Source organism: Streptomyces sp. NPDC058683, assembly GCF_042716195.1.
In the GTDB taxonomy this organism is placed as follows: Bacteria; Actinomycetota; Actinomycetes; order Streptomycetales; family Streptomycetaceae; genus Streptomyces.
In genome coordinates this window covers 15,979-39,004 of sequence record NZ_JBHXSK010000015.1, presented here as the reverse complement: position 1 = coordinate 39,004, position 23,026 = coordinate 15,979, and the positions used below count along the sequence as shown (strand labels likewise).

Annotated in this window: 21 protein-coding genes and 5 tRNA genes; 16 read left to right on the top strand and 10 right to left on the bottom strand. The window is 71.7% G+C overall.

Features of this window, described 5'->3' with window-relative positions; all coding sequences use genetic code 11:
- Position 1: 1 nt before the first annotated feature.
- On the bottom strand, positions 2 to 1,630 hold the full coding sequence (locus ACFWXC_RS18070) for a multicopper oxidase family protein (RefSeq protein ID WP_384479741.1): 1,629 nt from the start codon (positions 1,628 to 1,630) through the stop codon (positions 2 to 4).
- Positions 1,631 to 1,792: 162 nt separating this feature from the next.
- The gene (locus ACFWXC_RS18065) at positions 1,793 to 2,464 is read right to left on the bottom strand and encodes a lysophospholipid acyltransferase family protein (RefSeq protein ID WP_351700587.1); all 672 of its coding nucleotides are present in this window, start codon (positions 2,462 to 2,464) and stop codon (positions 1,793 to 1,795) included.
- 320 nt (positions 2,465 to 2,784) lie between these two features.
- Here ACFWXC_RS18065 and ACFWXC_RS18060 point away from each other — a divergent pair, with 320 nt between their 5' ends.
- From ACFWXC_RS18060 to ACFWXC_RS18050, 3 genes are all read left to right on the top strand, one after another.
- Positions 2,785 to 3,969, top strand: a complete 1,185-nt coding sequence (locus ACFWXC_RS18060) for a glycerophosphodiester phosphodiesterase (RefSeq protein WP_384479739.1) — start codon at positions 2,785 to 2,787, stop codon at positions 3,967 to 3,969.
- A gap of 74 nt (positions 3,970 to 4,043) precedes the next feature.
- Positions 4,044 to 4,550, top strand: a complete 507-nt coding sequence (locus ACFWXC_RS18055) for an RNA polymerase sigma factor (RefSeq protein ID WP_384479737.1) — start codon at positions 4,044 to 4,046, stop codon at positions 4,548 to 4,550.
- A gap of 44 nt (positions 4,551 to 4,594) precedes the next feature.
- Positions 4,595 to 5,092, top strand: a complete 498-nt coding sequence (locus ACFWXC_RS18050; RefSeq protein ID WP_384479735.1) for a GNAT family N-acetyltransferase — start codon at positions 4,595 to 4,597, stop codon at positions 5,090 to 5,092.
- 66 nt (positions 5,093 to 5,158) lie between these two features.
- Here ACFWXC_RS18050 and ACFWXC_RS18045 read toward each other — a convergent pair whose 3' ends face one another.
- Together ACFWXC_RS18045 and ACFWXC_RS18040 are read right to left on the bottom strand one after the other, a co-directional pair.
- Positions 5,159 to 5,599: a hypothetical protein gene (locus ACFWXC_RS18045; protein WP_384479733.1), complete on the bottom strand. Its 441-nt coding sequence runs from the start codon at positions 5,597 to 5,599 to the stop codon at positions 5,159 to 5,161.
- Positions 5,580 to 5,939: a hypothetical protein gene (locus tag ACFWXC_RS18040; protein ID WP_384479731.1), complete on the bottom strand. Its 360-nt coding sequence runs from the start codon at positions 5,937 to 5,939 to the stop codon at positions 5,580 to 5,582. The genes ACFWXC_RS18045 and ACFWXC_RS18040 overlap by 20 nt, the downstream gene beginning before the upstream one ends.
- 69 nt (positions 5,940 to 6,008) lie before the next feature.
- Between ACFWXC_RS18040 and ACFWXC_RS18035 the strand changes: the two genes are divergently transcribed.
- From ACFWXC_RS18035 to ACFWXC_RS17995, 9 genes are all read left to right on the top strand, one after another.
- A complete protein-coding gene (locus ACFWXC_RS18035; RefSeq protein WP_384479730.1) occupies positions 6,009 to 6,656 on the top strand; it encodes an HAD family hydrolase in 648 nt (215 codons plus the stop codon).
- Positions 6,657 to 6,975: 319 nt separating this feature from the next.
- Complete coding sequence (locus ACFWXC_RS18030; RefSeq protein ID WP_384479728.1) at positions 6,976 to 8,010, top strand: methionine ABC transporter ATP-binding protein; 1,035 nt, start codon at positions 6,976 to 6,978, stop codon at positions 8,008 to 8,010.
- Positions 8,007 to 8,732: a methionine ABC transporter permease gene (locus ACFWXC_RS18025; RefSeq protein ID WP_384479726.1), complete on the top strand. Its 726-nt coding sequence runs from the start codon at positions 8,007 to 8,009 to the stop codon at positions 8,730 to 8,732. The genes ACFWXC_RS18030 and ACFWXC_RS18025 overlap by 4 nt, the downstream gene beginning before the upstream one ends.
- Positions 8,733 to 8,809: 77 nt before the next feature.
- Positions 8,810 to 9,643, top strand: a complete 834-nt coding sequence (locus ACFWXC_RS18020; protein WP_384479724.1) for a MetQ/NlpA family ABC transporter substrate-binding protein — start codon at positions 8,810 to 8,812, stop codon at positions 9,641 to 9,643.
- Positions 9,644 to 9,866: 223 nt separating this feature from the next.
- Positions 9,867 to 10,496: a GNAT family N-acetyltransferase gene (locus ACFWXC_RS18015; protein ID WP_384479722.1), complete on the top strand. Its 630-nt coding sequence runs from the start codon at positions 9,867 to 9,869 to the stop codon at positions 10,494 to 10,496.
- A gap of 114 nt (positions 10,497 to 10,610) precedes the next feature.
- Positions 10,611 to 11,837, top strand: a complete 1,227-nt coding sequence (cbiE, locus tag ACFWXC_RS18010; RefSeq protein ID WP_384479720.1) for a precorrin-6y C5,15-methyltransferase (decarboxylating) subunit CbiE — start codon at positions 10,611 to 10,613, stop codon at positions 11,835 to 11,837.
- 344 nt (positions 11,838 to 12,181) lie between these two features.
- Positions 12,182 to 15,877 carry a nicotinate-nucleotide--dimethylbenzimidazole phosphoribosyltransferase gene (gene cobT / locus ACFWXC_RS18005; protein WP_384479719.1) on the top strand — a complete coding sequence of 1,232 codons (3,696 nt, stop codon included), beginning with the start codon at positions 12,182 to 12,184 and terminating at the stop codon, positions 15,875 to 15,877.
- 428 nt (positions 15,878 to 16,305) lie between these two features.
- Positions 16,306 to 17,553: a uroporphyrinogen-III C-methyltransferase gene (gene cobA / locus ACFWXC_RS18000; RefSeq protein ID WP_384479717.1), complete on the top strand. Its 1,248-nt coding sequence runs from the start codon at positions 16,306 to 16,308 to the stop codon at positions 17,551 to 17,553.
- A 64-nt stretch (positions 17,554 to 17,617) separates the two neighbouring features.
- Entirely contained in the window at positions 17,618 to 18,436 is an 819-nt protein-coding gene (locus ACFWXC_RS17995) for an RNA methyltransferase (RefSeq protein WP_181807761.1), read from the top strand.
- Between the two features lie 17 nt (positions 18,437 to 18,453).
- Here the strand turns inward: ACFWXC_RS17995 and ACFWXC_RS17990 are convergent, their stop codons facing one another.
- The gene (locus ACFWXC_RS17990) at positions 18,454 to 19,779 is read right to left on the bottom strand and encodes a protein kinase (protein WP_384480022.1); all 1,326 of its coding nucleotides are present in this window, start codon (positions 19,777 to 19,779) and stop codon (positions 18,454 to 18,456) included.
- A 196-nt stretch (positions 19,780 to 19,975) separates the two neighbouring features.
- On the opposite strand from ACFWXC_RS17990, the gene ACFWXC_RS17985 reads away from it, so the two are divergent.
- From ACFWXC_RS17985 to ACFWXC_RS17970, 4 genes are all read left to right on the top strand, one after another.
- Positions 19,976 to 20,263 (top strand): hypothetical protein, encoded by a 288-nt coding sequence (locus ACFWXC_RS17985; RefSeq protein ID WP_384479715.1) that lies wholly within the window; start codon positions 19,976 to 19,978, stop codon positions 20,261 to 20,263.
- 196 nt (positions 20,264 to 20,459) lie between these two features.
- A complete protein-coding gene (locus tag ACFWXC_RS17980; RefSeq protein ID WP_046726640.1) occupies positions 20,460 to 20,636 on the top strand; it encodes a hypothetical protein in 177 nt (58 codons plus the stop codon).
- 398 nt (positions 20,637 to 21,034) lie between these two features.
- Positions 21,035 to 21,958 (top strand): phosphotransferase family protein, encoded by a 924-nt coding sequence (locus ACFWXC_RS17975; RefSeq protein WP_384479713.1) that lies wholly within the window; start codon positions 21,035 to 21,037, stop codon positions 21,956 to 21,958.
- Between the two features lie 142 nt (positions 21,959 to 22,100).
- A complete protein-coding gene (locus ACFWXC_RS17970; protein WP_384479712.1) occupies positions 22,101 to 22,400 on the top strand; it encodes a zf-TFIIB domain-containing protein in 300 nt (99 codons plus the stop codon).
- 93 nt (positions 22,401 to 22,493) lie between these two features.
- Here the strand turns inward: ACFWXC_RS17970 and ACFWXC_RS17965 are convergent.
- The 5 genes from ACFWXC_RS17965 to ACFWXC_RS17945 all read right to left on the bottom strand — a co-directional run bounded on the left by ACFWXC_RS17965 (position 22,494) and on the right by ACFWXC_RS17945 (position 22,982).
- A tRNA-Val gene (locus tag ACFWXC_RS17965) sits at positions 22,494 to 22,565 on the bottom strand.
- Positions 22,566 to 22,599: 34 nt separating this feature from the next.
- Positions 22,600 to 22,671, bottom strand: a tRNA-Val gene (locus ACFWXC_RS17960).
- Between the two features lie 53 nt (positions 22,672 to 22,724).
- Positions 22,725 to 22,796, bottom strand: a tRNA-Val gene (locus ACFWXC_RS17955).
- A gap of 1 nt (position 22,797) precedes the next feature.
- Positions 22,798 to 22,871: transfer RNA gene (locus ACFWXC_RS17950), tRNA-Cys, on the bottom strand.
- A gap of 38 nt (positions 22,872 to 22,909) precedes the next feature.
- Positions 22,910 to 22,982 (bottom strand) — tRNA-Gly (locus ACFWXC_RS17945).
- Positions 22,983 to 23,026: the final 44 nt, after the last annotated feature.

Here is a 23,026-nt window from a genome sequence, read left to right as displayed (position 1 = left end):
CTCACCTCTGGTAGCCGAGCACCGTCATCATCCCGCTCTCCGAGTGGTACTGGTTGTGGCAGTGCAGCATCCACAACCCGGGGTTGTCGGCGTCGAAGTCGAGCACCAGCTTGCGGTGCGGCAGCACGATCGTCGTGTCCTTCCGGGCTCCCGCCGAGTTCAGCCCGGTGACCGAGAACGTGTGCCCGTGCAGATGCATCGGGTGCCACATGTCGGTCGCGTTGATGAGCGTCAGCCGCACCCGCTCGCCGGCCCGCACCGCATGCCGCTGCCGCACGTCGTACGGCTTGTGGTCGAACCCCCAGTCGTACTTCTGCATCGTGCCCGTGATCCTGATGCGCAGGTCGCGGTCGGGTACCCGGTCGTCCATGCGGACGGACTCGGCCGGCAGCAGCCGGCGGGCCGGCACGACCTCGCGGTCCAGCTCGGCCGGGCGGGCATCCGCCGCCGGAAGGTTTCTTCCCTTGTCGGTCCGGAGGATCGCGAGCGCCTTGCCCTTCTTGCCCTCGGCGAGTGCGACCAGCGGGAAGACGCCGTCCTTGGCGGTGACGAGGACGTCGTACCGCTCGGCCATGCCGATGAGCAGGGCGTCGGTCCTCTTGTGCTGCACGGGATAGCCGTCGGTGTGGGTGACGGTCATGGCGTGGTCGCCCAGCGCGACCCGGAAGGCCGTCTCGGAGCCCGCGTTGATGAGGCGGATCCGGACGCGGTCGCCGGGGTTGCAGCGGAAGACGGAGGGGTCGGTGCGCAGCCGCCCGTTGGCCAGGTAGTGCGGATAGGAGACGTTGCCCCCCTCGCCGTGCAGCATCTGGCTGTGGGAGTCGCGCAGCACCCGGTCGGGACCCATCCGTTTCCTGGATCTGGACGGTGCCGCGGAGGTGTTCGCCGACCGGTGCGGGCTCGGGCCGCCGTGCCCGGGGCCCATGCCCATGCTCATCCCCATGGAGCCGCCCGGCTTGAGCTGGTCGAGCACCTGCTCGGGGTCGGAGCCGTCGATGTCGTCCACCCAGTCGTCCAGGACGACGATCCACTCCTTGTCGTAGGCGAGGGGCTCCTTCGGGTCGTCGACGATGAACGGCGCGTACAGGGCACGGTCGGGCTGCATGCCGACGTGCGAGTGGAACAGGTAGGTGCCCGGGTGGGCGGCGACGAAGCGGTAGACGAAGTCCGTCCCCGCCTCGATGGGCGGCTGGGTCAGATCCGGAGCGCCGTCCATGTCGCAGCGCAGCCGCACCCCGTGCGCGTGCAGCGTGGTCTTCTCGGTCAGCCGGTTGCTGACGGTCAGGCTGAGGACGTCACCGGCGGTGACGCGCACCAGCGGGCCCGGGACCGACTCGTTGTAGGCCCAGCTGTGCACCGACCGCCCGCCCAGGTCCAGCATGCTCTCGGCGGCCGTGAACGTGACCATGCGAACGGGGCCGGAGCCGCGTTTCCGCTCGGCCGCGAGCACCTCTGGATCCGACGGGTTGACGAACCCCTTGGGCCCCTGCGGGACGAACGCCGCGGTCCCGGCCGTGTGCCGCGGGCCGGAGCGTGAGGGGGAGTCGGAGTCGGAACAAGCGGCCAGGAGCCCCGCGCCGGCGGCAGCGAACGGGGCACTGAGCAGGGTACGCCGAGAAGGTGTCTGCATATCTGAATAAGACATGCTGTCTGCTCATATGGGCGGTAAATACGCATGAATGACCCAAGTGTCGGGCCAGATTCCACCGCCAGGCGGACGTCGACGGATGTCAGGCGGATGGCAGACAGAAGGGCACGGACCACCGGTCCGTGCCCTTGCGCCGAAAGAGTGTCAGGCGGCCTTCGCCTTCGTGGCGTACATGTCCACGTACTCCTGCCCGGACAGCCGCATGACCTCGGCCATCACCGAGTCGGTCACGGCCCGCAGCACATAGCGGTCCCGGTCCATCCCCTCGTACCGGGAGAACTCCATGGCCTCGCCGAACCGGACGGTGACCTTGCCCGGCCGCGGGATGCCCGCGCCGCCCGGCTGCAGCTTGTCCGTGCCGATCATGGCGAACGGCACCACCGGCGCGCCGGTCATCAGCGTCAGCCGCGCGATCCCGGTACGGCCCCGGTACAGCCGGCCGTCGGGGGAGCGGGTGCCCTCCGGGTAGATCCCGAAGATCCTGCCCTCGTCCAGGACCCGCTTGCCGGTCATCAGCGCGGCGACACCGCCGCTCGCGCCGTCCCGGTCCACCGGGATCATGCCGACGCCGGTGAAGAACCAGGCCATCAGCCGGCCCTTGAAGCCCTTCCCGGTGACGTACTCGTCCTTGCCGATGAAGAACACCTGCCGCTTGCTGACCAGCGGCAGGATCATCGAGTCGATGAAGGTGAGGTGGTTCCCGGCGAGGATGACCGGACCGTCTCCCGGGATGCGCTCCACGCCCTCCACCTGGGGGCGGAACATCAGGCGCATGATCGGTCCGAGCACTGCCTTGATGAGCGCGAAGCGGGACAACGGGTCCTCCGATGTCGAGGGGCGGTATGAGTCTGTGCAGGTGAGGACATTACTCGCGGCCCCAGGGGGAGCGCACATCGAGGACGGTCGGTTCACCGAGGTCTTACGCACTGTTGACGCTGGTTTACCTGCGGTGCCGCCCGGGAGACAGCTTGCGGCGAGGCCGCGGCGATGTGACGGAAGTCGCCGACGGACCGTCACGACACGCCGTCCATCAGCCATACGGCGTCACCCGGGCGTTGGGCCGGCGGTCTCCCGGCGGTCACGTCGGCAGCCCTACGATCAGCCCGCATCCAAGGGTGAAGGTCAGGAGGGCGCTCATGAACACGAACGACTCGAACGAGCGGGCACAGGTGAACGGCACGACCGGACGGCGGGCGCTGCTCGGGGCGGCGATGCTCGGCGCCGGCGGAGCGGTCCTCGGACTGCCCGGTACCGCCAGAGCGGCCGAGGCGAAGCGGTCCGGCCACGGCCACGGCGGCCTGAAGAGCCTGCCGAAGCCGACGATCATCGGCCACCGCGGCGCCAGCGGCTACCGGCCGGAGCACACCTTCGGCTCCTACAACCTGGCCCTCGACCTCGGCGCCGACGTCGTCGAGGCCGGCGACCTGTGCCCCACCAAGGACGGCCACCTGGTCTGCCGCCACGAGCCGGAGATCGGCGGCACCACGGACGTCGCCGACCACAAGGAGTTCGCCGACCGCAAGACCACCAAGGTCCTGGACGGCATCCCCACCACCGGCTGGTTCACCGAGGACTTCACGCTCGCCGAGCTGAAGACGCTGCGCGCGATCGAGCGCATACCGGCCAACCGCCCGCACAACACGCTCTACAACGGCCACTGGGAGATCCCCACCTTCGAGGAGGTCCTCAAGTGGCAGGACGAGCAGACCCGCAAGCGCGGCAAGCAGGTCTGGATCTACCCTGAGACCAAGCACCCCACCTACTTCCGCAAGCTGGGCCTCGGTCTTGAGGAGCGGGTCGCCAAGCTGCTGCGCAAGTACGGCAAGGACAAGCGGAACTCGCCGGTCATCCTGCAGTCCTTCGAGCCGACCAGCATCCAGCGCCTGAACACGCTGGTCGACAACCCGCTGGTCGTCCTGCTCTCCGCGGCGAACACCCAGCCCTACGACTTCGTCGCGACCGGCGACCCGCGCACCGTCGCCGACCTGATCACGCCGAAGGGCCTGCGGGAGATCGCCGGCTACGCGCAGGGCATCGGTCCCACCCTCGACCTGGTCATCCCGAAGAACGCCAACGGCGACTTCACCACGCCGAGCACGCTGGTCGCGGACGCGCACAAGGTGGGTCTGATCCTGCACCCCTACACCATGCGCAACGAGAACCCCTTCCTGCCGCCGGCCTACCGCAAGGGCAGCGACGTCACCGCGTACGGCGATGTCTTCCCGGTCTTCCAGGCCTACTTCGAGACCGGCATCGACGGCGTCTTCTCGGACAACGCCGACACCGCGATCCTGGCCCGCGACGCCTTCGTCAACGGCTGAGCCCCCGCACCCCGTTCGGGGTGTCTCCCGGCCGCCCCGGCAACCTGTCCCGGGGCGGCCGCGTCGTTCCGCACATGACGCACGACCTGGTTGCCGCCCTGGGCCCCCTGCTCACCGCCGAGGCCTCGGCCGAGGCGTATGCCTGCGGAAGCGACCCCGGCGACCTGGAACAGACCGTCTGGCTCCGCCTCCTGGAGCGACTGGAGACTCACGGCCCGCCCCGGGCCCCCGAGGACTGGCTGCGCAGAGCCGTCCGCGCCGAGTCCCGCCGCACCCGCCGTACGACACGCAACGAACGCCCCTACGGCACCGAACCCGCGGACCACGCCACCCCCACGCCCGAACAGCGCGTCCTCACCGCCGCCCACCGCCGTGCCGTGCGCGAGGCGGTCGCCCGTCTTCCCGGCCGCTGCCCCCGGCTCCTCCAGGCCCTGCTCTCCCCGAAGGACCTGACATACCGGGAGATCGCGGGGGAGTTGGGTATCTCACAGGGCAGTCTGGGGCCGGAACGTTCCAGATGTCTGGGATGTCTGCGCCGATTGTTGACGCCGGAGGTTGCGTCCCGCGGAGCGCGGGGATAGGAGTGAGAACAACAGGCGATCAGGTGAGCGGGAGGCGTGCGCACATGGGCATGAGCGTGACCATCTCGGTGGCGACCGAGCAGGATGCAGAGCAGATCTTCAGGCTCCAGTACCTGTGCTTCCAGAGCGAGGCGGCGCTGTACGGCAACTACCGCATCGACCCGCTCGTCCAGAGCCTCGACTCGGTCCGCCAGGAGCTCGCCACCGACTGCGTCTTCGTCGCCCGACTCGGCGAGGAGGTCGTCGGCTCGGTCCGCGGCTCGGTCACCGAGGACGGCGCCGCCGCCATCGGCAAACTCTGCGTCCACCCCCGCCTCCAGGGCCACGGCATCGGCGCGCGGCTGCTGCGCGCGGCCGAGGGCGCGTTGGAGGAGGAGCGCGGCGCCAAGAGGTTCCGCCTCTTCACCGGCCACCGCAGCGAGGGCAACCTGAGGCTGTACCGGCGGGTCGGCTACGAAACGGTAGGCACGTCCAAGGGCGAGGACGGCGTCCCGATGATCGTCCTGGAAAAGCCGGCCGGCACCTATGCAACAACGGCCTGACAACTGACCCAAGGGGCGCGGGGAACTGCGCGACCAGCCACGACGGTCCCGCAGTCGCCCTGTTGCTCAGCCTTCCTGCTGCCTGGGCGCCTTCCGCAACCAGTACAACGCGGAGATCGGCAACAGCACGGGAATGAACACGTACCCCATCCCGTAGTCCGACCACACGGTCGCATCCGGGAACGCGGACGAGTCGACAAGGGTCCACGTACCCACGATCAACACCCCCGCAAGTTCGGCGGCGCAGCACACCTGCGCCACCCTGCGGGCCGTCTCACCGCCCCGCACCAGCGTGTACGTGATGAACCCGTACACCACCCCCGCGACCGCCGACAGCGAGTACGCGAGCGGCGCCCGGTCGAACTCGGTCGCGATCTGGTACGCGGATCGCGACACCGCTCCGACGACCATCACGCCGTAGAACCACACGAGAAGCGTGCCCGGCCCACTGGTGAGCCGCTTCGGCCCCTGCTCCACGGTCGTCATCTCACCCTCCCCAGATGTCATAGAGCCGCACCTCCAGCACGGCCAGCACCACACCGCCCGCGGCGACCGTCACGGAGCCCCACCGGGTCCGCTCGGCCAGCGACATGAACCCCGCCGCCGGGACGCACGCGAAGGCGCCCACCAGATACGCCACGAAGATCGTCGTACCCTGCGCCGGCTCGTCGCCCCGGGCCAGCAGCACGATCCCGGCCACCAGCTGGATCACCGCCAGCACCGACACCACGGCCATCCCGATGAAGTGCCAGTCCTTCGTCGGCTGGTCCCGGTACGCGGCCCAGCCGCACCACGCGGCGAGCAGCAGTGCGGCGACTCCGGTCACCAGCAACAGGGCATTGAGCATGCGGTGACCTTATTACGGCCGAAACGGCCCCACGCCGTCGCCCCTGCCGTACACCGTAGGGTCTAGACCATGACGATCCACGCACAAGCCCTGCTCTTCGACAACGACGGCACCCTGGTCTCCTCCCTCGACTCCGTGGAGCGCTGCTGGACCCGCTGGGCGGCGGAGTACGGCGTCACCGAGGAGTTCGCCCGAGTCGAACTGCACGGCCGGACCGCCGCGGACATCGTCGCCGACCTGGTCCCCGCCCACCTCGTCCCGGAGGCCGTCGCCCGGGTCGAGCAGCTGGAGGTGGAGGACGTCCCCCATGGTGGTGTCCGGCTGCTGCCCGGCACCACCGCCTTCCTCGACTCCCTCCCCGCCGACCGCTGGGCCGTCGTCACCTCGGCCACCCGCCGGCTCGCCGAGGCCCGCCTGGACGCGGTCGGGATACGGCCGAAGACGCTGATAGCCGCGGACGACATCACCCGCGGCAAGCCCGACCCCGAGCCCTACCTCCTCGCCGCCCGCCGGCTGGGCGTCGACCCGGCCCGCTGCGTGGTCTTCGAGGACGCCCCGGCCGGACTCCAGGCGGGTCGCGCCGCCGGGATGACCACCGTGGCGTTGGCCACAACCCACCAGGCGCACGAGCTGGACGCGGACCTCGTGGTGCAGGACCTCTCGGCCCTGTCGGCGCTGGTCACCGACCACGTCGTCGAGATCTCCGCGCGCCGCTGACGGACGTCCGCCGCTGTCCAGCATGCGGACAGCGGCGGGCTGTCAGGACCGTAGGTCTGGTTTACTGATCGCATGACCACGACGAGCGAACGCACCCTTGCGACCGAGGCGACCATGACGCCCGGTGCTCGTTGTATGTGTCGAATGTGCGCCTTCTAGAGGGCCCTCGCACCACCCAGAGCCTCGCGCCCCGAAGCGAGTCGCCGCCGTGGCCTGTCCGTACGCCGTGAGCCGTATGTGACCCGGCTGCCCCGCGCACATTTTCCCTCCCGTACCAGGGCCCACCCATGCCCGGGTACTCAACAGTGATGGAATCCCAGTGATCACCACAACGGGCCTGACCAAGGTCTACCGCTCCCGCGGCCGCGAGATCACCGCCCTCGACGGTGTCGATCTGCACGTCCGCGAGGGCGAGGTGTACGGCGTCATCGGCCAGTCCGGCGCCGGCAAGTCCTCGCTCATCCGCTGCGTCAACCTCCTGGAGCGTCCCACCGCCGGCACCGTGACGGTCGCCGGCCAGGACCTCACCGCCCTCGCCGGGCGCGGCCCCCGGGCCGGCAAGGAGCTGCGGCAGGCGCGCAGCCGTATCGGCATGGTCTTCCAGCACTTCAACCTGCTCTCCTCCCGGACCGTCCAGGACAACGTCGAGCTGCCGCTCGAAATCCTCGGCATCTCAGGGAAGGAACGTTCCCGCAAGGCGCTGGAGCTGCTCGACCTGGTCGGGCTCGACGACAAGGCGAAGGCCTACCCGGCCCAGCTCTCCGGCGGACAGAAGCAGCGTGTCGGCATCGCCCGCGCACTCGCCGGCGACCCCAAGGTGCTGCTCTCCGACGAGGCCACCAGCGCCCTCGACCCGGAGACCACCCGCTCCATCCTCCAGCTGCTGCGCGACCTGAACCGGCAGCTGGGCCTGACCGTCCTGCTCATCACGCACGAGATGGACGTGGTGAAGTCGATCTGCGACTCGGCCGCCCTCATGGAGAAGGGGCGCATCGTCGAGTCCGGGACCGTCAGCGAGCTGCTCGGCACCCCCGGTTCCGAGCTGGCCGCCGCGCTGTTCCCGGTCGGCGGCGAGGCCTCCGGCGACGACCGCACCGTCCTCGACGTCACCTTCCACGGCGAGGCCGCCACCCAGCCGGTCATCTCCCAGCTCTCCCGCACCTACAACATCGACATATCGATCCTCGGTGCGGCCATCGACACCGTCGGCGGCCTCCAGATCGGCCGGATGCGCATCGAACTGCCCGGCCGCTACGAGGACAACGTGGTCCCCATCGGCTTCCTGCGCGAACAGGGCCTGCAGATCGACGTACTGGGCCAGGAGCCCGCGCTGGTGAAGGATGGTGCCAAGTGACCTGGTCCGAGATGCAGCCGCTGCTGTCCCAGGCGTGTTGGGACACGCTCTACATGGTCGGCTGGTCCACGCTGATCGCCGTCGTCGGCGGACTCCCGCTCGGCGTCCTGCTCGTCCTCACCGACCGCGGCGGACTCCTCCAGAACGTGCTGGCCAACAAGGTCATCGGGCAGATCGTGAACGTCGCCCGCTCGATGCCGTTCATCATCCTCATGGTCGCGCTGATGAACTTCACGCGCTCGATCACCGGGACGACCATCGGCCGCGAGGCCGCCATCGTGCCGCTCGCCATCGGCGCGATCCCGTTCTTCGCGCGGCTGGTCGAGACGGCGGTCCGCGAAGTGGACGGCGGGCTCGTCGAGGCCGTGCAGTCGATGGGCGGCAACACCTGGACCGTCGTACGCAAGGTCCTCGTACCGGAGTCGCTGCCCTCGCTCATCTCCTCCACCACGACCACGATCGTCGCGCTCATCGGCTACTCGGCCATGGCCGGCACGGTCGGCGCCGGCGGCCTCGGCGACATCGCCATCCGCTACGGCTACCAGCGCTTCGAGACCGAGCTGATGTGGATCACCGTGGCGATCCTCGCCGTCGTCATCTCGCTCATCCAGTTCGCCGGCGACTACACGGCCCGCTCCCTGCACCGCCGTGGCGGCCAGTCCGGCCCGGTGCCGAAGCTGCGGCTGCTGAAGGCCTCCACGGCCGCCGGCAAGACCGTCTGAGCCCCCGGCACCCTCCCCCAGGTTTCCCCGCACCACCCATCGCGGGGCCGCTCCACCCTTAAGGAAAGGCACTTTTCGTGCGTAACACCGCCAAGCTCACCGCCGCCGTCCTCGCCGCCGGAGCCCTCACCTTCGGGCTCACCGCCTGCGGCTCGGACAAGGACTCCGCGTCCTCCTCCGACTACAGCGGACCGCTGGTCGTCGCCGCGAGCCCGACCCCGCACGCCGAGATCCTGAACTACGTCAAGGACAACCTGGCGAAGAAGGCCGGACTCGACCTGGAGGTCAAGGAGTTCCAGGACTACATCGTGCCGAACACGGCGACCGAGGACGGCTCGGTGGACGCCAACTACTTCCAGAACCAGCCGTACCTCGACGACTTCAACAAGAAGCGCGGCACCCACATCGTGCCCGTCGTCACGGTGCACCTGGAGCCGCTCGGCCTCTACTCCCACAAGGTCAAGAGCGTCGACGCGCTGAAGAGCGGTGCGACCGTCGCCGTCCCGAACGACGCGGTGAACGAGGCACGTGCCCTCAAGCTGCTGGCCGCCAACGGGCTCATCACCCTCAAGGACGGCGCCGGCAGCGAGGCGACCCCGCAGGACATCGCCAAGAACCCGAAGAACCTCCAGTTCAAGGAGGTCGAGGCGGCCCAGACCGCGCGCTCCCTGGACGACGTGGACGCCGCGGTGATCAACGGCAACTACGCCATCTCGGCCGGTATCAAGCCCGCCAAGGACGCCCTCGTCCTGGAGTCCGCGAAGAACAGCCCGTACGGCAACTTCCTCGCCGTGAAGAAGGGCAACGAGAAGGACCCGCGGGTGAAGAAGCTCGCCAAGCTCCTCACCTCGCCCGAGGTCAAGAAGTTCATCGAGGACAAGTACCAGGGCTCGGTCATCCCGTCCTTCTGATCGTCCTTCCGATCTTCCTTCCGATCTTCCTTCTGATCGGCTTTCCGGTCGGCTTTCCGACGGCTGGTGTACGTCTTTCCGACGGCACGTATACGGCGTATCGCCACGCACGGGGTCCGCTCGCTCACCGCGGGTGGACCCCGTCGTGCGGTTCAGTGGTTTCATGCTGCATGCTGGGCAGTTCGCACGCCCTGAAGGATTTCCGAAGGTTACGGAGTGGCGCATGACTAGCACCTTCCCCAACATCTCCATCAGCACGGAGCGGTTGGTGCTGCGTCCCCTCGACGAGGACGACGTGCCTGCCCTGGCCGAGATGATGAACGACGAGCAGGTCGCGGCCTGGACCGACGTGCCCCAGCCGTTCACCGAGGACGCGGCCCGGCACTGGATCACCGAGTACGCCCCCGCCGAACGCACCGACGGCCGGGGCCTCGACTTCGCGGTCACCGAGTTCCTCACCCAGCGCCTGGTCGGCGTCATCCAGCTCACCAAGACCAACTGGCACATCAGGTCGACCGAGTTGTCGTACATCATCGCCCCCTGGGCCCGCGGTGAGGGCTATGCCTCCGAGGCCGCGCTCGCCACCGCACACTGGCTCCTGGGCGACCAGAAGCTCGAACGCATCGAGATCCGCACCGCCGCCGACAACACCGCCTCCCAGCAGGTGGCCCAGAAGATCGGCGGTATCAGCGAGGGCGTGCTGCGCAACGCCTGCATAGTCCACGTCCGCACCGAGGACGGCACCTGGGCGGACGTGCGCACCGACTTCATCGTGTGGAGCCTGCTCCCGGAGGACCTGGAAGGCGCGGGCGAGGAACTCGCCGAGAGCGGTGGCTTCACCTCCTGGAACTGACGCCGACGGGATTCGCCCCGTCGCGCGCCGGACAGCTCCACCAGGTACTCTCACGGAGCCCGCCCATGGGCCCCGGACCCTGACGACCTGCGAAAACCCTGGAGACTGACGACGATGGCCGACCGGGTCACGGTGATCGGCTGGGACGGCTCGCCCCTGACCGCCGCGGCACGCGGCGCGCTCGGCGCCGCCACGCTCGTCGCGGGCGCGGCCCACCATCTGGCCCTCCCCGAGGTGCCGGGGACCGCCGAACGCATCCGCCTCGGCAGCGTCGCCCTCGCCGCCCGCCGCATCACCGGCCACCGCGGCACCGCGGTGGTGCTCGCCGACGGCGACCCCGGCTTCTTCGGCGTCGTACGGACCCTGCGCGCACCCGAGTTCGGCCTGGAGGTCGAGGTCGTCCCCGCCGTCTCCTCGGTGGCCGCCGCCTTCGCCCGCGCCGGCATGCCCTGGGACGACGCCGAGGTGGTCGTCGCACACCGGCGCACCCTGCGACGCGCGGTGAACGTGTGCCGCGCCCACCCCAAGGTCGCCGTCCTCACCTCACCCGGCGCCGGCCCCGCCGAACTCGGCCTGCTGATGGAGGGCGTCCACCGCACCTTCGTCATCTGCGAGGAACTCGGCACCGACCGCGAGCAGGTCAGCGTCGTCACCTCCGACAAGGCCGCCGACCACACCTGGCGCGACCCCAACGTCGTCATCGTCATCGGCGGGCCTTCCGGGCCGGCGCCGGCGGGCGAGGGCGGCGGCTGGATCGCCGGCCGGGACCCCTCGGCCGGCCCGCGCGGCTGGGTGCAGCCCGACGCGGAGTACGGCGAGGGAGCGGCGCTCGGCGAAGGGGAAACGGATCTGCTCAGGGCCGCCCAACTCGCCCGGCTGGGGCCCCGGGTCGGAGACCTCGTCTGGGACATCGGCTGCGGCAGCGGCGCGTTCGCCACCGAGGCCGCGCGGGCCGGGGCCGCCGTCATCGCCGTCGACCGGGACCTCGCGGCCTGTGTCCGCAGCGACGCAGCCGCCCGCAAGTTCGGGGTCCAGCTCCAGATCGTGCACGGCGGCGCCCCTCATGTGCTGGAGAACCTGCCCGAACCCGACGTCGTCCGGGTCGGCGGCGGGGGAGCGGCCGTGGTCGGCGCGGTTGCCGATCGCCGCCCGCAGCGCATCGTCACCCACGCCGCCACCCGCGACGCGGCCGAACTCATCGGACGCGGCCTGACCGAGCACGGATATCAGGTCGAGTGCGCCCTGCTGCAGTCCGTCGAACTCGACACCAGGGCCTGGACGGAGACCGAGCGGAACGTCGTTTTCCTGCTCAGCGGCGTCCTGCCCGAGCGAGCCCCGTGATCCGGTTGTCATACTGCGCGCGGTAGGCTGGCCGATCGCTGCACCGCACCGGTGGCCCGGAAATTCGTTCGTCAATATCCGGAAAACGCGCCCCTTTTGGGGCGGGTGTGGTACGGCAGAACCGGGGACGCGCAACGTGGCGCAGTCCACAGCGGGCTGTCGCGGATCACGCTGTCGCGACGGTCGAACGGCCGGGACAATGCCACTGAATGGCTTTGTCGCCTTTTCCGGCGGGTCGTTCGTGCCGCTGGGCACGCACGCTCGTTCTTCACTGCGGGGCGGTCGGTGCGCCGTCCCGAGTGAGCTGGTCGTAGAAGGCACTAACCGATGGGCGAGGGGTACGCATGACGGACACCGGCCAGGTCCCGGGCGAGGGACTGCCGGAGAGCGCAGGCATGGTGGAACAGCCGGGCGTTCCCGCGCACGGCGCGTACACCTACCTCTCCGAGTCGCCCGCCGAGGACGAAGACCTGCTGCTCCCGGGCGCCCAGGGCGCCTGGGGCAACGAAGTGCCGCCGCCGGCCCCGGAACCGGTCGTCGAGACCGTCCACGAGCCCGGCCCGCACGAGACGGACGGCCGGGACAGCGGCTCGGTCGACCTCACCGCCGTCCGGCTGCCCAGCTCGGTACCGGCGTCCCCGATCCTCTCCGTGCCCCACGACCCGACGGCCGCCCCGGCCCCGCGCCGTCCGCTGCACCTCGGTCCGCCGATCCCCGACACCTCCGCCAGCCCGGTCCGCTCGCTCGCCGACCGCGGCCCGGCCGGCACGTCGGCCCGGCAGCCGGGCCTGCCGACGGCCGGGCCCGAGTACCTCGACGCCCAGCCGTTGGGCGATGCCGTGCCGCAGGCCGCAGGGCCCTGGGGAGTGCCGCAGACGGCGGTGCCGGGGACCGCGGTGCCGGGGACCGTCGCGCAGGCCACTCCGGTGGCACAGGTGGCCGCACAGGCCCCGGCTGCGGAAACGGTTGTTCCGGCAACGGAGACGGCTGCTCCCGTCGCTCCCGTGGCCGTTGTGGATCCCGCGGCTTTCGCGCAGGAGTCCGCGGCGGCGGACGTCGCGGGTGTGCCTGCGGAGCAGGCACCGGCGGGCTTCGGCGTGGTGTGGCCCGAGAACGCGTACGGTCCGGAGGGTGCGGCCCAGCCGGTCGACGGGGGTGGTCCGGTGCCCGTGGCCGGGCAGGTGGTGCCGCAGGCCGCCGAGGCCCCGGAAGGTGCGCAGGGGCCGGTGCCGGGTGTGATGCCGGGCGCGGTGCCGGAGGCCGCTCCGGTGGTCCCGGAGGTTCCGGAGGCCGCGCAGGTTCCTGGGATTCCGCAGGTTTCGGAGGTCCCGGAGGTTCCCGAGGTTCTGCAGAGCCAGGACGTGCTGCCGGCGCCCGTTGCCGTGGTGGCTCCTGGCGCGGTGGCCGAGCCCGAGGCCGTGCCTGTGACGGAGGCCGCGGGTCAGCTCATGGAACCGGTGGTTCCGGAGCAGGCCGCCCAGGCCATGGCGGCCGAGCCGGTGCAGCCCGTGCCGGTGCAGTCCGTGCCGCCGGTCGCGCCGGAGCCCCAGGCCGTGGAACCGGCCGTCTTCGAGCAGGCCGCGGAGACCGTCGCACCCGAGTCCGTTCCGGTGCCGGAAGCGGCCGCGTACGAGCCCGTTCCCACCCCGGAAGCCGTCCTGGCCGAGCCCGTTCAGCCGGTGGCCACCGCGCCGCTCGCGCCGCCCGTGCCGGTGCAGCCCGAGGAGGCCGTCGTCGAGGCGCCCGCCCCGGCAGCCCCCGCGGCCGTCGCCGAGGCCCCGCAGCCGCCGGAGTCCTTCGCCGCCCCCGAGACCGAGCAGCCCACGCCGGACGCCGTGGCCCCCGCCGAGTTCCCCGCGGCCGCTGTCGTACCGCCGGCGGAGACCGCTGCCGCCCCTGAGCCGCTGCACGTCCAGCCCCTCGCCGGCCCCCAGACCCAGGGCACCCCGCCCGCCCCCGAGGCCCGGCCGGAGGAGACCCCGGCGGCCCAGGAGCCCCTGGACGCGGCCGTTCCGGCGGAGCCCGCGCCCGACCGGCCGCTCGGCGAGTTCGTCGCCGTCGACGGCCTGGTGCCGACCACCCCGCATCTCGCCCCGACCCCGCCGCACCCGCTGGTCCTCCCCGCCCAGGACCAGGGCGAGACCGTGCCGGAGCAGGCCGCCACCGTCCCCGCGCCCCGTGTGGCCGAGCCCGGCCCGGTCGCGGAGCACCACCCCGATGTCGTACAGCACGCGGAGGACCTGGACACCAGGGCCGCCGACCAGGAAGAGAGCACGGCCCCCGTGGCAGAAGCACGTCAGTCCACCGGCCCGGCCGCGCCCGCCTACGACGACGCCGAGCGCGAGGCCGTCCTCAAGGTCATGCGCGAACGCCGTGACATCCGCAACGGCTTCCGCGCCGACCCCATCCCGCACGAGGTGCTGCTGCGCGTCCTGGAGGCCGCCCACACCGCGCCCTCCGTCGGCCACTCCCAGCCCTGGGACTTCGTCGTCATCCGGTCCGCCGACACCCGGCGCAGCATGCACGAACTGGCCATGCGCCAGCGCGACGCCTACGCCAAGTCCCTCCCCAAGGGCCGCGCGAAGCAGTTCAAGGAACTGAAGATCGAGGCCATCCTCGACACCCCGGTCAACATCGTCGTCACCGCCGACCCGACCCGGGGCGGCCGCCACACCCTCGGCCGGCACACCCAGCCGCAGATGGCGCCGTACTCCGCGGCCCTCGCCGTCGAGAACCTCTGGCTCGCCGCCCGCGCCGAGGGCCTCGGCGTCGGCTGGGTCAGCTTCTTCGACGAGCGCGAGATGGTCCGCGCACTGGGGCTGCCCGAGCACCTCGAGGTCATCGCCTACCTGTGCGTGGGCTACGTCGACGAGTTCCCGGACGAGCCCGAGCTGATGCAGGCCGGCTGGTCCAAGCGGCGCCCGTTGTCCTGGGTCGTGCACGAGGAGACGTACGGCCGTCGCGCCCTGCCCGGGGAGGACCCGCACGACCTGCTCGCCGAGACCGTCGCCGGGATCCGCCCGCTGGATGCCAAGGCGCTCGGCGAGGCATGGGAGCGGCAGAAGCGGATGACGAAGCCGCCGGGCTCGCTCGGCATGCTGGAGATCATCTCCGCCCAGCTGTCCGGTCTGTCCCGGCAGTGCCCGCCGCCGATCCCGGAGCCCGCGGCCGTCGCGATCTTCGCCGGTGACCACGGAGTGCACGCTCAGGGCGTCACCCCCTGGCCGCAGGAGGTCACCGCCCAGATGGTGGCCAACTTCCTCGGCGGGGGAGCGGTCTGCAACGCGTTCGCGTCCCAGGTGGGCGCCGAGGTGTGCGTGGTGGACGTCGGCGTCGCCTCCGAACTCCCGGCGACGCCCGGCCTGCTGCCCCGCAAGGTCCGCGCGGGTACGTCCGACATGACGACCGGCCCGGCCATGACCCGCGAGGAGGCCAAGCAGGCCATCGAGGTGGGCATCGAGACCGCCCGCGATCTGGTGGCGGCCGGCAACAAGGCCCTGCTCACGGGTGAGATGGGCATCGCCAACACCACGGCGTCCGCCGCGCTCATCTCCGTCTACACCGGGGCCGACCCCGCCGAGGTCACCGGCCGCGGCACCGGCATCAACGACGAGACCCTCGCCCGCAAGACCGAGGTCGTCCGCCGCGCCCTGGACCTCCACCAGCCGGACCCGGCCGACCCCATCGGCGTCCTCGCCGCTGTCGGCGGCTTCGAACACGCGGCGATGGTGGGCCTGTTGCTCGGCGGCGCGTCCCTGCGCACACCGGTGATCCTGGACGGTGTCAGCGCAGGCGCCGCGGCCCTGGTGGCCCGCGCGATCGCCCCCGAGGTCCTGGCCGCCTGCATCGCGGGCCACCGCAGCGCCGAGCCCGGCCACGTCGCCGCCCTCAACAAGCTGGGCCTGCGCCCCCTGGTCGACCTGGACCTGCGCCTGGGCGAGGGCACGGGCGCGCTGCTGGCCCTTCCCCTGGTGCAGAGCACGGCGAGGGCCATGCACGAGGTGGCGACGTTCGACTCGGCGGGGGTGACCGAGAAGTAGCGGGGGCGTCCTGCGCGACCAGGGAGCGGACCGTGGCCTGTGCAGTTCCGCGCGGGCAGGACCCGCCCCTGGTCCGGGCGGCTGCCCGCAGCCCGCACGGTTCGCTCCGCACCGCTGGCGGGCCGTCGCGGCCGGCGCGGTTCGTCCTCCGCGGGCGCCGGCCGGAGGGCGGTCGGGGTGGTTCGTCCTGTGAGGGCGCCAACCGCATTCCGGTCCGTGGGCAGGCGTTCCTCCCTCAGTGCCTCAAGGGCCCGGGAGGCGCCCCCGGGCGGAACGGCTGGGCACGGACCGCGCACCCGCACCCGGCCACCCCGCCCAGCACTCGGGCACCTGAGCCACCGCACCCCCGCGCCACGTAAAATCCGCACGTCAGGGCATCGCATCGCTGCCGGCATCGCACCGCCGCCACACCAGGGAGCCGCACCCTCATGGCCGAACACCCCGCCTACCCCGTAGGCCTCCGCCTCGCCGGCCGCAAGGTGGTCGTCCTCGGCGCCGGCCAGGTCGCCCAGCGCCGACTTCCCGCGCTCATCGCGGCCGGCGCCGCCGTCACCCTCGTATCTCCCGAGGCCACCCCCTCCGTCGAGGCCATGGCGGACGCCGGCGAGATCACCTGGGTACGGCGCCCCTACCAGGACGGCGACCTCACCGAGGCCTGGTACGCCCTCATCGCCACCAGCGACCCCGACGCCAACACCGCCGCCTCCGCCGAGGCCGAGCGCCACCGCGTCTGGTGCGTCCGCTCCGACGACGCGGACCAGGCCACCGCCTGGACCCCGGCCACCGGCCACAGCGAGGGCGTCACGGTCGCCGTGCTCACCACCGACGCCCGGGGCCGCGACCCCCGCCACACCGCCGCCATCCGGGACGCGGTCGTCGAGGGCCTGCGCGACGGCACCCTCGTCGCCCCGCACCACCGCAGCCGCCACGCGGGCGTCGCCCTGGTCGGCGGCGGTCCCGGCGACCCCGACCTGATCACGGTGCGCGGCCGCCGCCTGCTCGCCGAAGCCGACGTGGTGATCGCCGACCGCCTCGGCCCCCGCGACCTGCTCGCCGAACTCCCGCCGCACGTCGAGGTGATCGACGCGGCGAAGATCCCGTACGGCCGCTACATGGCCCAGGAGGCCATCAACAACGCCCTGATCGAGCACGCCAAGCAGGGCAAGTCGGTCGTACGGCTCAAGGGCGGCGACCCCTATGTCTTCGGCCGGGGCATGGAGGAGGTCCAGGCGCTCGCCGAGGCCGGCATCCCCTGCACGGTCGTGCCCGGCATCTCCAGCTCGATCTCGGTGCCGAGCGCGGCAGGTATCCCGGTCACCCACCGGGGGGTCGCGCACGAGTTCACCGTGGTCAGCGGCCATGTGGCGCCGGACGACGCGCGGTCGCTCGCCGACTGGCCGTCCCTCGCGAAGCTCACCGGGACCCTGGTGATCCTGATGGGCGTCGACAAGATCGGGCAGATCGCCGAGACCCTGGTGGCCCACGGCAAGTCCCCGGACACCCCGGTCGCCCTGGTCCAGGAGGGCACGACGGCCGCCCAGCGCCGGGTCGACGCGACTCTCGCCACGGTGGCGGAGGTCGTCCGCACGGAGGACGTGAAGCCCCCGGCGGTCATCGTCGTCGGCGAGGTCGTGAACGTCGGCCCGCACCCGTCCGCCGGAGAGGCACCGGCGTAACCCCGGGTAACACAACCCGTTCCAGCCCGTTGGCACCACACCCAGGACAAGGCAGTATCACCCTGTGGCCGATCTCATCACCGTTGAGGACCCCGACGACCCGCGCCTGCGCGACTACACGGGCCTGACCGACGTCGAGTTGCGCCGCAAGCGCGAACCGGCCGAGGGCCTGTTCATCGCCGAGGGCGAGAAGGTCATCCGCAGGGCGAAGGACGCGGGCTACGAGATGCGTTCGATGCTGCTGTCCGCCAAATGGGTCGACGTCATGCGCGATGTCATAGACGAACTCCCGGCCCCCGTCTACGCGGTCAGCCCGGAGCTCGCCGAGAAGGTCACCGGCTACCACGTGCACCGCGGCGCGCTCGCCTCCATGCAGCGCAAGCCGCTGCCGACGGCGACCGAACTGCTGCGCACCACCCGCCGGGTCGTCGTCATGGAGTCGGTCAACGACCACACCAACATCGGCGCGATCTTCCGCTCGGCGGCGGCCCTCGGCATGGACGCGGTGCTGTTGTCCCCCGACTGCGCCGACCCCCTCTACCGCCGCAGCGTGAAGGTCTCGATGGGCGCGGTCTTCTCCGTGCCGTACGCCCGCCTCGACACCTGGCCCAAGGGACTGGACTCGGTCCGCGAGGCCGGGTTCACGCTCCTCGCCCTCACCCCGGACGAGAAGGCCCGCAGCCTCGACGAGGCCGCCCCGCACCGGATGGACAGGGTCGCCCTGATGCTCGGAGCGGAGGGCGACGGCCTCTCCACCCAGGCCCTGGTCGCCGCCGACGAATGGGTCCGCATCCCGATGTCCCACGGCGTCGACTCCCTCAACGTCGGCGCGGCGGCCGCGGTCGCCTTCTACGCGGTGACCACCGGCCGCCCCGAGGCGTAGGACCTGCGTAGGACCTGCTACTCCCTGAGGGCGGCCGCCTTCGCGGGTACGGCCCCACCGGGCACGCCCATCCCGTGCGCCGGGCCGGAACAGCCCTGGGCCAGCGCGATCCCCAGCGCCACCAGCAGGGTCACCACGACGAACACGAAGAGCCGCTGGCGCAGCAGCCGGGGGTTGGCCGGGCGCCGTCCGGTGCCCGTGGGGCGCGGCGCCGGTCGTCCCGTACCGCTGCGCGGGCCGGGGCGGTTCCCGTTGGTGTTCCCGGGCCGGCTGCCGTTGCCGCGCGGAGCGGGCATGGGGCGCACGCCGCTCGGCCGGGACGGCACACCGCCGTTCGGCCGTGGACCGCTGCCGCCGCGCGAGGGCGCGTTGCCCCGCACCGGCGTGCCCGCCGAGGACTGCGGCGGCGGCCGCCGCTGGGCGCGCTGCGGCTCCGGGTAGGTCTCGGTGAGCCGGCCGGTGGGCCGGTCCGCCTCCGCGGCACGCGGCGCCGGCGGCCGTACGTCGGGCAGCCCCTGCGCCTCGCGCGCGGCGATCTCCTTCAGCCGGAGCGACAGCTGGAGCGTGCTCGGCCGGTCCTCCGGGTCCTTCGCCAGACAGGCCCGCACCAGCGGGGCCAGCGCGTCCGGCACCCCGTACAGCTGCGGCTCCTCGTGGACCACGCGGTAGAGCATCACCTCGGAACTGCCGTGCCCGAAGGGCGAGTCGCCGGTCGACGCGTACGCCAGGGTCGCGCCGAGCGAGAACACGTCGGTGGCCGGGGTGACGGCCGCGCCGCGCACCTGCTCGGGCGCGAGGAACCCGGGGGAGCCCACCGCCGTACCGACGTGGGTGAGCGTGGAGGCCCCGGTGGCCCAGGCGATGCCGAAGTCGATGATCCGCGGCCCCTTCGGGGACAGCAGGATGTTGGACGGCTTCAGGTCCCGGTGGACGACCCCGGCCTCGTGCACGGCGACCAGGCCCTCGGACAGCGCCGCGCCGACCGCGGCCGCGTCCGCCGCGCCCAGCGGGCCGTCGTCGGCGACCTTGTCGTGCAGCGAGGGACCGGGCACGTACTGGGTGGCGAACCACGGCCGCTCGGCCTCCAGGTCCGCGGCGACCAGCCGTGCCGTGCAACCGCCCCGGATCCGCCGGGCCGCCGAGACCTCACGGGCGAAACGCGACCGGAACTCCTGGTCCTCCGCCAGATCGGGCCGGATCACCTTCAGCGCGACCCGCTGCCCCTTCTTGTCGGAGCCGAGATAGACCACGCCCATCCCGCCGGCGCCGAGCCTCCGGTGAAGCCTGAACGAGCCGACGACGCGCGGGTCCTCGCGCCTCAGGCGCATCATCGCCATGTTCATCCCCGCTGCCCGGTCCGTGTGACGTGGCACAGCTTACGTTTCCACGGCCGCCCGCGCGCAGAGGCCGCGCCCTCTCGGCCCGACGGATTGTCAGTGCCGGGTGCGAGACTTGAGGAGTGGTCAGGAAGGCGCCGGTATCGGCTCCTTTGAGCATCCGTCTGCGCCAACAAGCCGTCACAGAAGGGGGATTGAGGCTGTGAAGGGTGACCGAGTGGAGATAGTCGTCGACGCGGGCGACACGACCCGTACATACGAGGTGGTGGCCAGCAGGGCGGGCCGCCGGGTGGAGACGGCGGTACGACGAGGGGTGGTGGAAGTGAGCGAAGTCACGCGAAACGGCAGTGTTGTCCGTACCGCCCGTTTCATGGCGACCCGGGTCCTGGCCCTCGTCGAGCAGCCGGTGCCCCGCGAGGACAGCTCGGAGAAACCGGGAAGGACCGGGCACCCCCTCCGGGAAGACCCCGAGGCCCAGGACGAGGTGTAGGACCCGGTCTCCACCCAGGGGAGTAGACCGCAGGTCACGGCTCATCCTCTCGGAGGCCAGCGATTCGGTACGAGGGCATGACGTCCCCGAGGCGGCCCGCGCCTAGATTTGAGGTCAAGCGGCGGGTGCAGCACTCGTCCCCCGAGGTCAGACACCCGCCGCTGCCAACGACAACTGAACGGTCAGGAGAGGGACCATGGCTCTTACGGCACAGCGGACACATACCACCCGCCCCCGCCGGCAGGGCCGCCGCCACCCGCTGGTGGCGACGCTGATGGCCCTTCCCCTGGCGGCCCTGCTCCTGCTCGTCTTCGACGGCTGGGAGACGGTGGCCACACAGGCGTCGTCCGTGGGAGTGATGCTGGGGCGCTGAGCGGCGACCCCAGGCCCGGAAGAGCGGTCCGGGCGGGGACATCCACCCATGAAACCCCGTGGGGACGGGGGTGCGGCGGACGGCAAAATGCCGGCGCAGCTGGGGAGCTGCGCCGGCATTGCTTTTTTTGCGGTGCGCACGGCCGAAGTACATCTGCGGCCCGGCGGGGGCTGACCGCGCAGTTCCCCGCGCCCCTTCAGGGGGCGCGTCCCAGCCGCGTCTTACACAGCTGCGGGCAATCGTGCCGCAGGGCGGCACGGGTGGGCGCGGCGGCACCCCGCAAGCGCGGGCGAGTGAAACTCCGGTACCCCAGCACCCACGCCGCCCGACCGTGAACCCCGGCCAAGTGCACCCACGTACGCTCGGTGCCGCATACATCCGCACACCCCGGGGGACCCTTGACGACCGCAGACGTAATACCCCAGCTGACCGCCAAGGTCAGAGCCGCCGCACACCCCGGCGCGGCCCCCTGCCACTGCGGCGCCACCACCACCCTCGCCCACCGCCCCGACACCACGGTCCTCCGGCACGCGGAAACCGTCGCCAAGGCCCACGCCCCCGGCACCGACCCCACCGCCCTCGCGCTCCGCCTGGCGACCGCCGCCCACCTCCCCGACGTCTTCCTCGCTCCGCTCGCGGCCACCCCGGCGACTGTGCTCGGCACCCGCCCGGTCACCCTCTGGCCGTACGGCCGTCCCGTGGACCCCGACGCCCCGGACGCCGCCCCCTGGGAAGCCGCCGCCACCCTCCTCGCCCGTCTTCATCGCACCCCGCCGCTCCCCGCCACACCCCCGATGCGCGGCCCGGCCAAGGCCGCCGATGCGATCGCCCGCCTCCGCCGGGCGCTGGCCGCCTCGCCGGTGCACCCCGCCGCCCCGCCCGTCCTCCGCGCCTGGTCCGCGCTGCCCGCCTGGGCCCGCGCCGAGGCCCCGATGTCCGGCGCCCGCACCCTCTGCCACGGCGATCTGCACCTCGGCCAGCTGGTCCGGCACCCGGCGCCGGACGGCCCGTGGCGGCTCATCGACGTCGACGACCTCGGCGTCGGCGACCCGGCCTGGGACCTCGCCCGCCCCGCCTCCTGGTACGCCTGCGGCCTCCTCCCGCCCGAGGACTGGACCCGCTTCCTGACCGCCTACCGCGCAGCCGGCGGCCCGGCCGTACCGGAGGACGGCGACCCCTGGCCGGCCCTGGACGTGCCGGCCCGCGCCCTCACCGTCCAGACCGCCGCCCGCTATCTCGCGAAGGCGCTCGCGGCGGACCGTGGCCTGGACGAGGTGGAGCAGTCCTTGATCGACGCTTGTGCCCGTATGGCCCCGGAATGATCCCGCGCCGCTCCCGAACGACCCCGGTCCCCGCCCGGTTGGCCGTCGATTTCCCGAAGTAGGGTGCAACCGACCGGGGTCGGACGGAGTCTGTCCTGGGAGAACGTGAAGCAGTTTTTACCGGCGAGGAGTTGAGCCGACCATGCAGTGTCCGAAGTGCCATGCGCCGATGCACACCTACAACCGCAACGGCGTCCAGATCGAGCAGTGCAGCGGCTGCCGGGGCATCTTCCTCGACTACGGCGAGCTGGAGGCGCTGACCCAGATGGAGGCCCAGTGGTCGAAGCCGGCCCCGCCGGCCCCGCAGGCCTACCCGGCGCCGCCCGCGCCGGCCTGGGGCGCCCCGCAGCAGCACCACGGGGGTCACTACGGCGGCCATGGTGGGCACCACGGCGGTCACCATGGCCAGAAGAGCTGGGCCCACATGCTCTTCTCCAGCTGAGCCCGGTGCGCCCGGCACCTCCGCCGGGCGCCCGCGCAGACTCTGGCGCACGAAGAAGCCCCGGCCGTCACGACGGCCGGGGCTCTTTGCGTGTGGACGATACTGGGATTGAACCAGTGACCTCTTCCGTGTCAGGGAAGCGCTCTCCCGCTGAGCTAATCGTCCTCGGGACCGCGATCCGAAGATCACGGGCACTGCGTGCGCGATACTGGGATTGAACCAGTGACCTCTTCCGTGTCAGGGAAGCGCTCTCCCGCTGAGCTAATCGCGCGGGATCAGATCCTCGATCCTTCGGCGAGAACGCCGAAAACTGCGAAGATCCAGTGGACGATACTGGGATTGAACCAGTGACCTCTTCCGTGTCAGGGAAGCGCTCTCCCGCTGAGCTAATCGTCCTTGGAGGTGGAGACGGGATTTGAACCCGTGTAGACGGCTTTGCAGGCCGTTGCCTCGCCTCTCGGCCACTCCACCAGGAGTGTAGGGGATCGGGAAGACCCCTAGTTCCTTCGAGCGGACGACGAGGCTCGAACTCGCGACCTCAACCTTGGCAAGGTTGCGCTCTACCAACTGAGCTACGTCCGCCTGTCGTTTCGGTCCGCTCTCGCGGCCCGGCGACGTGTTGAACT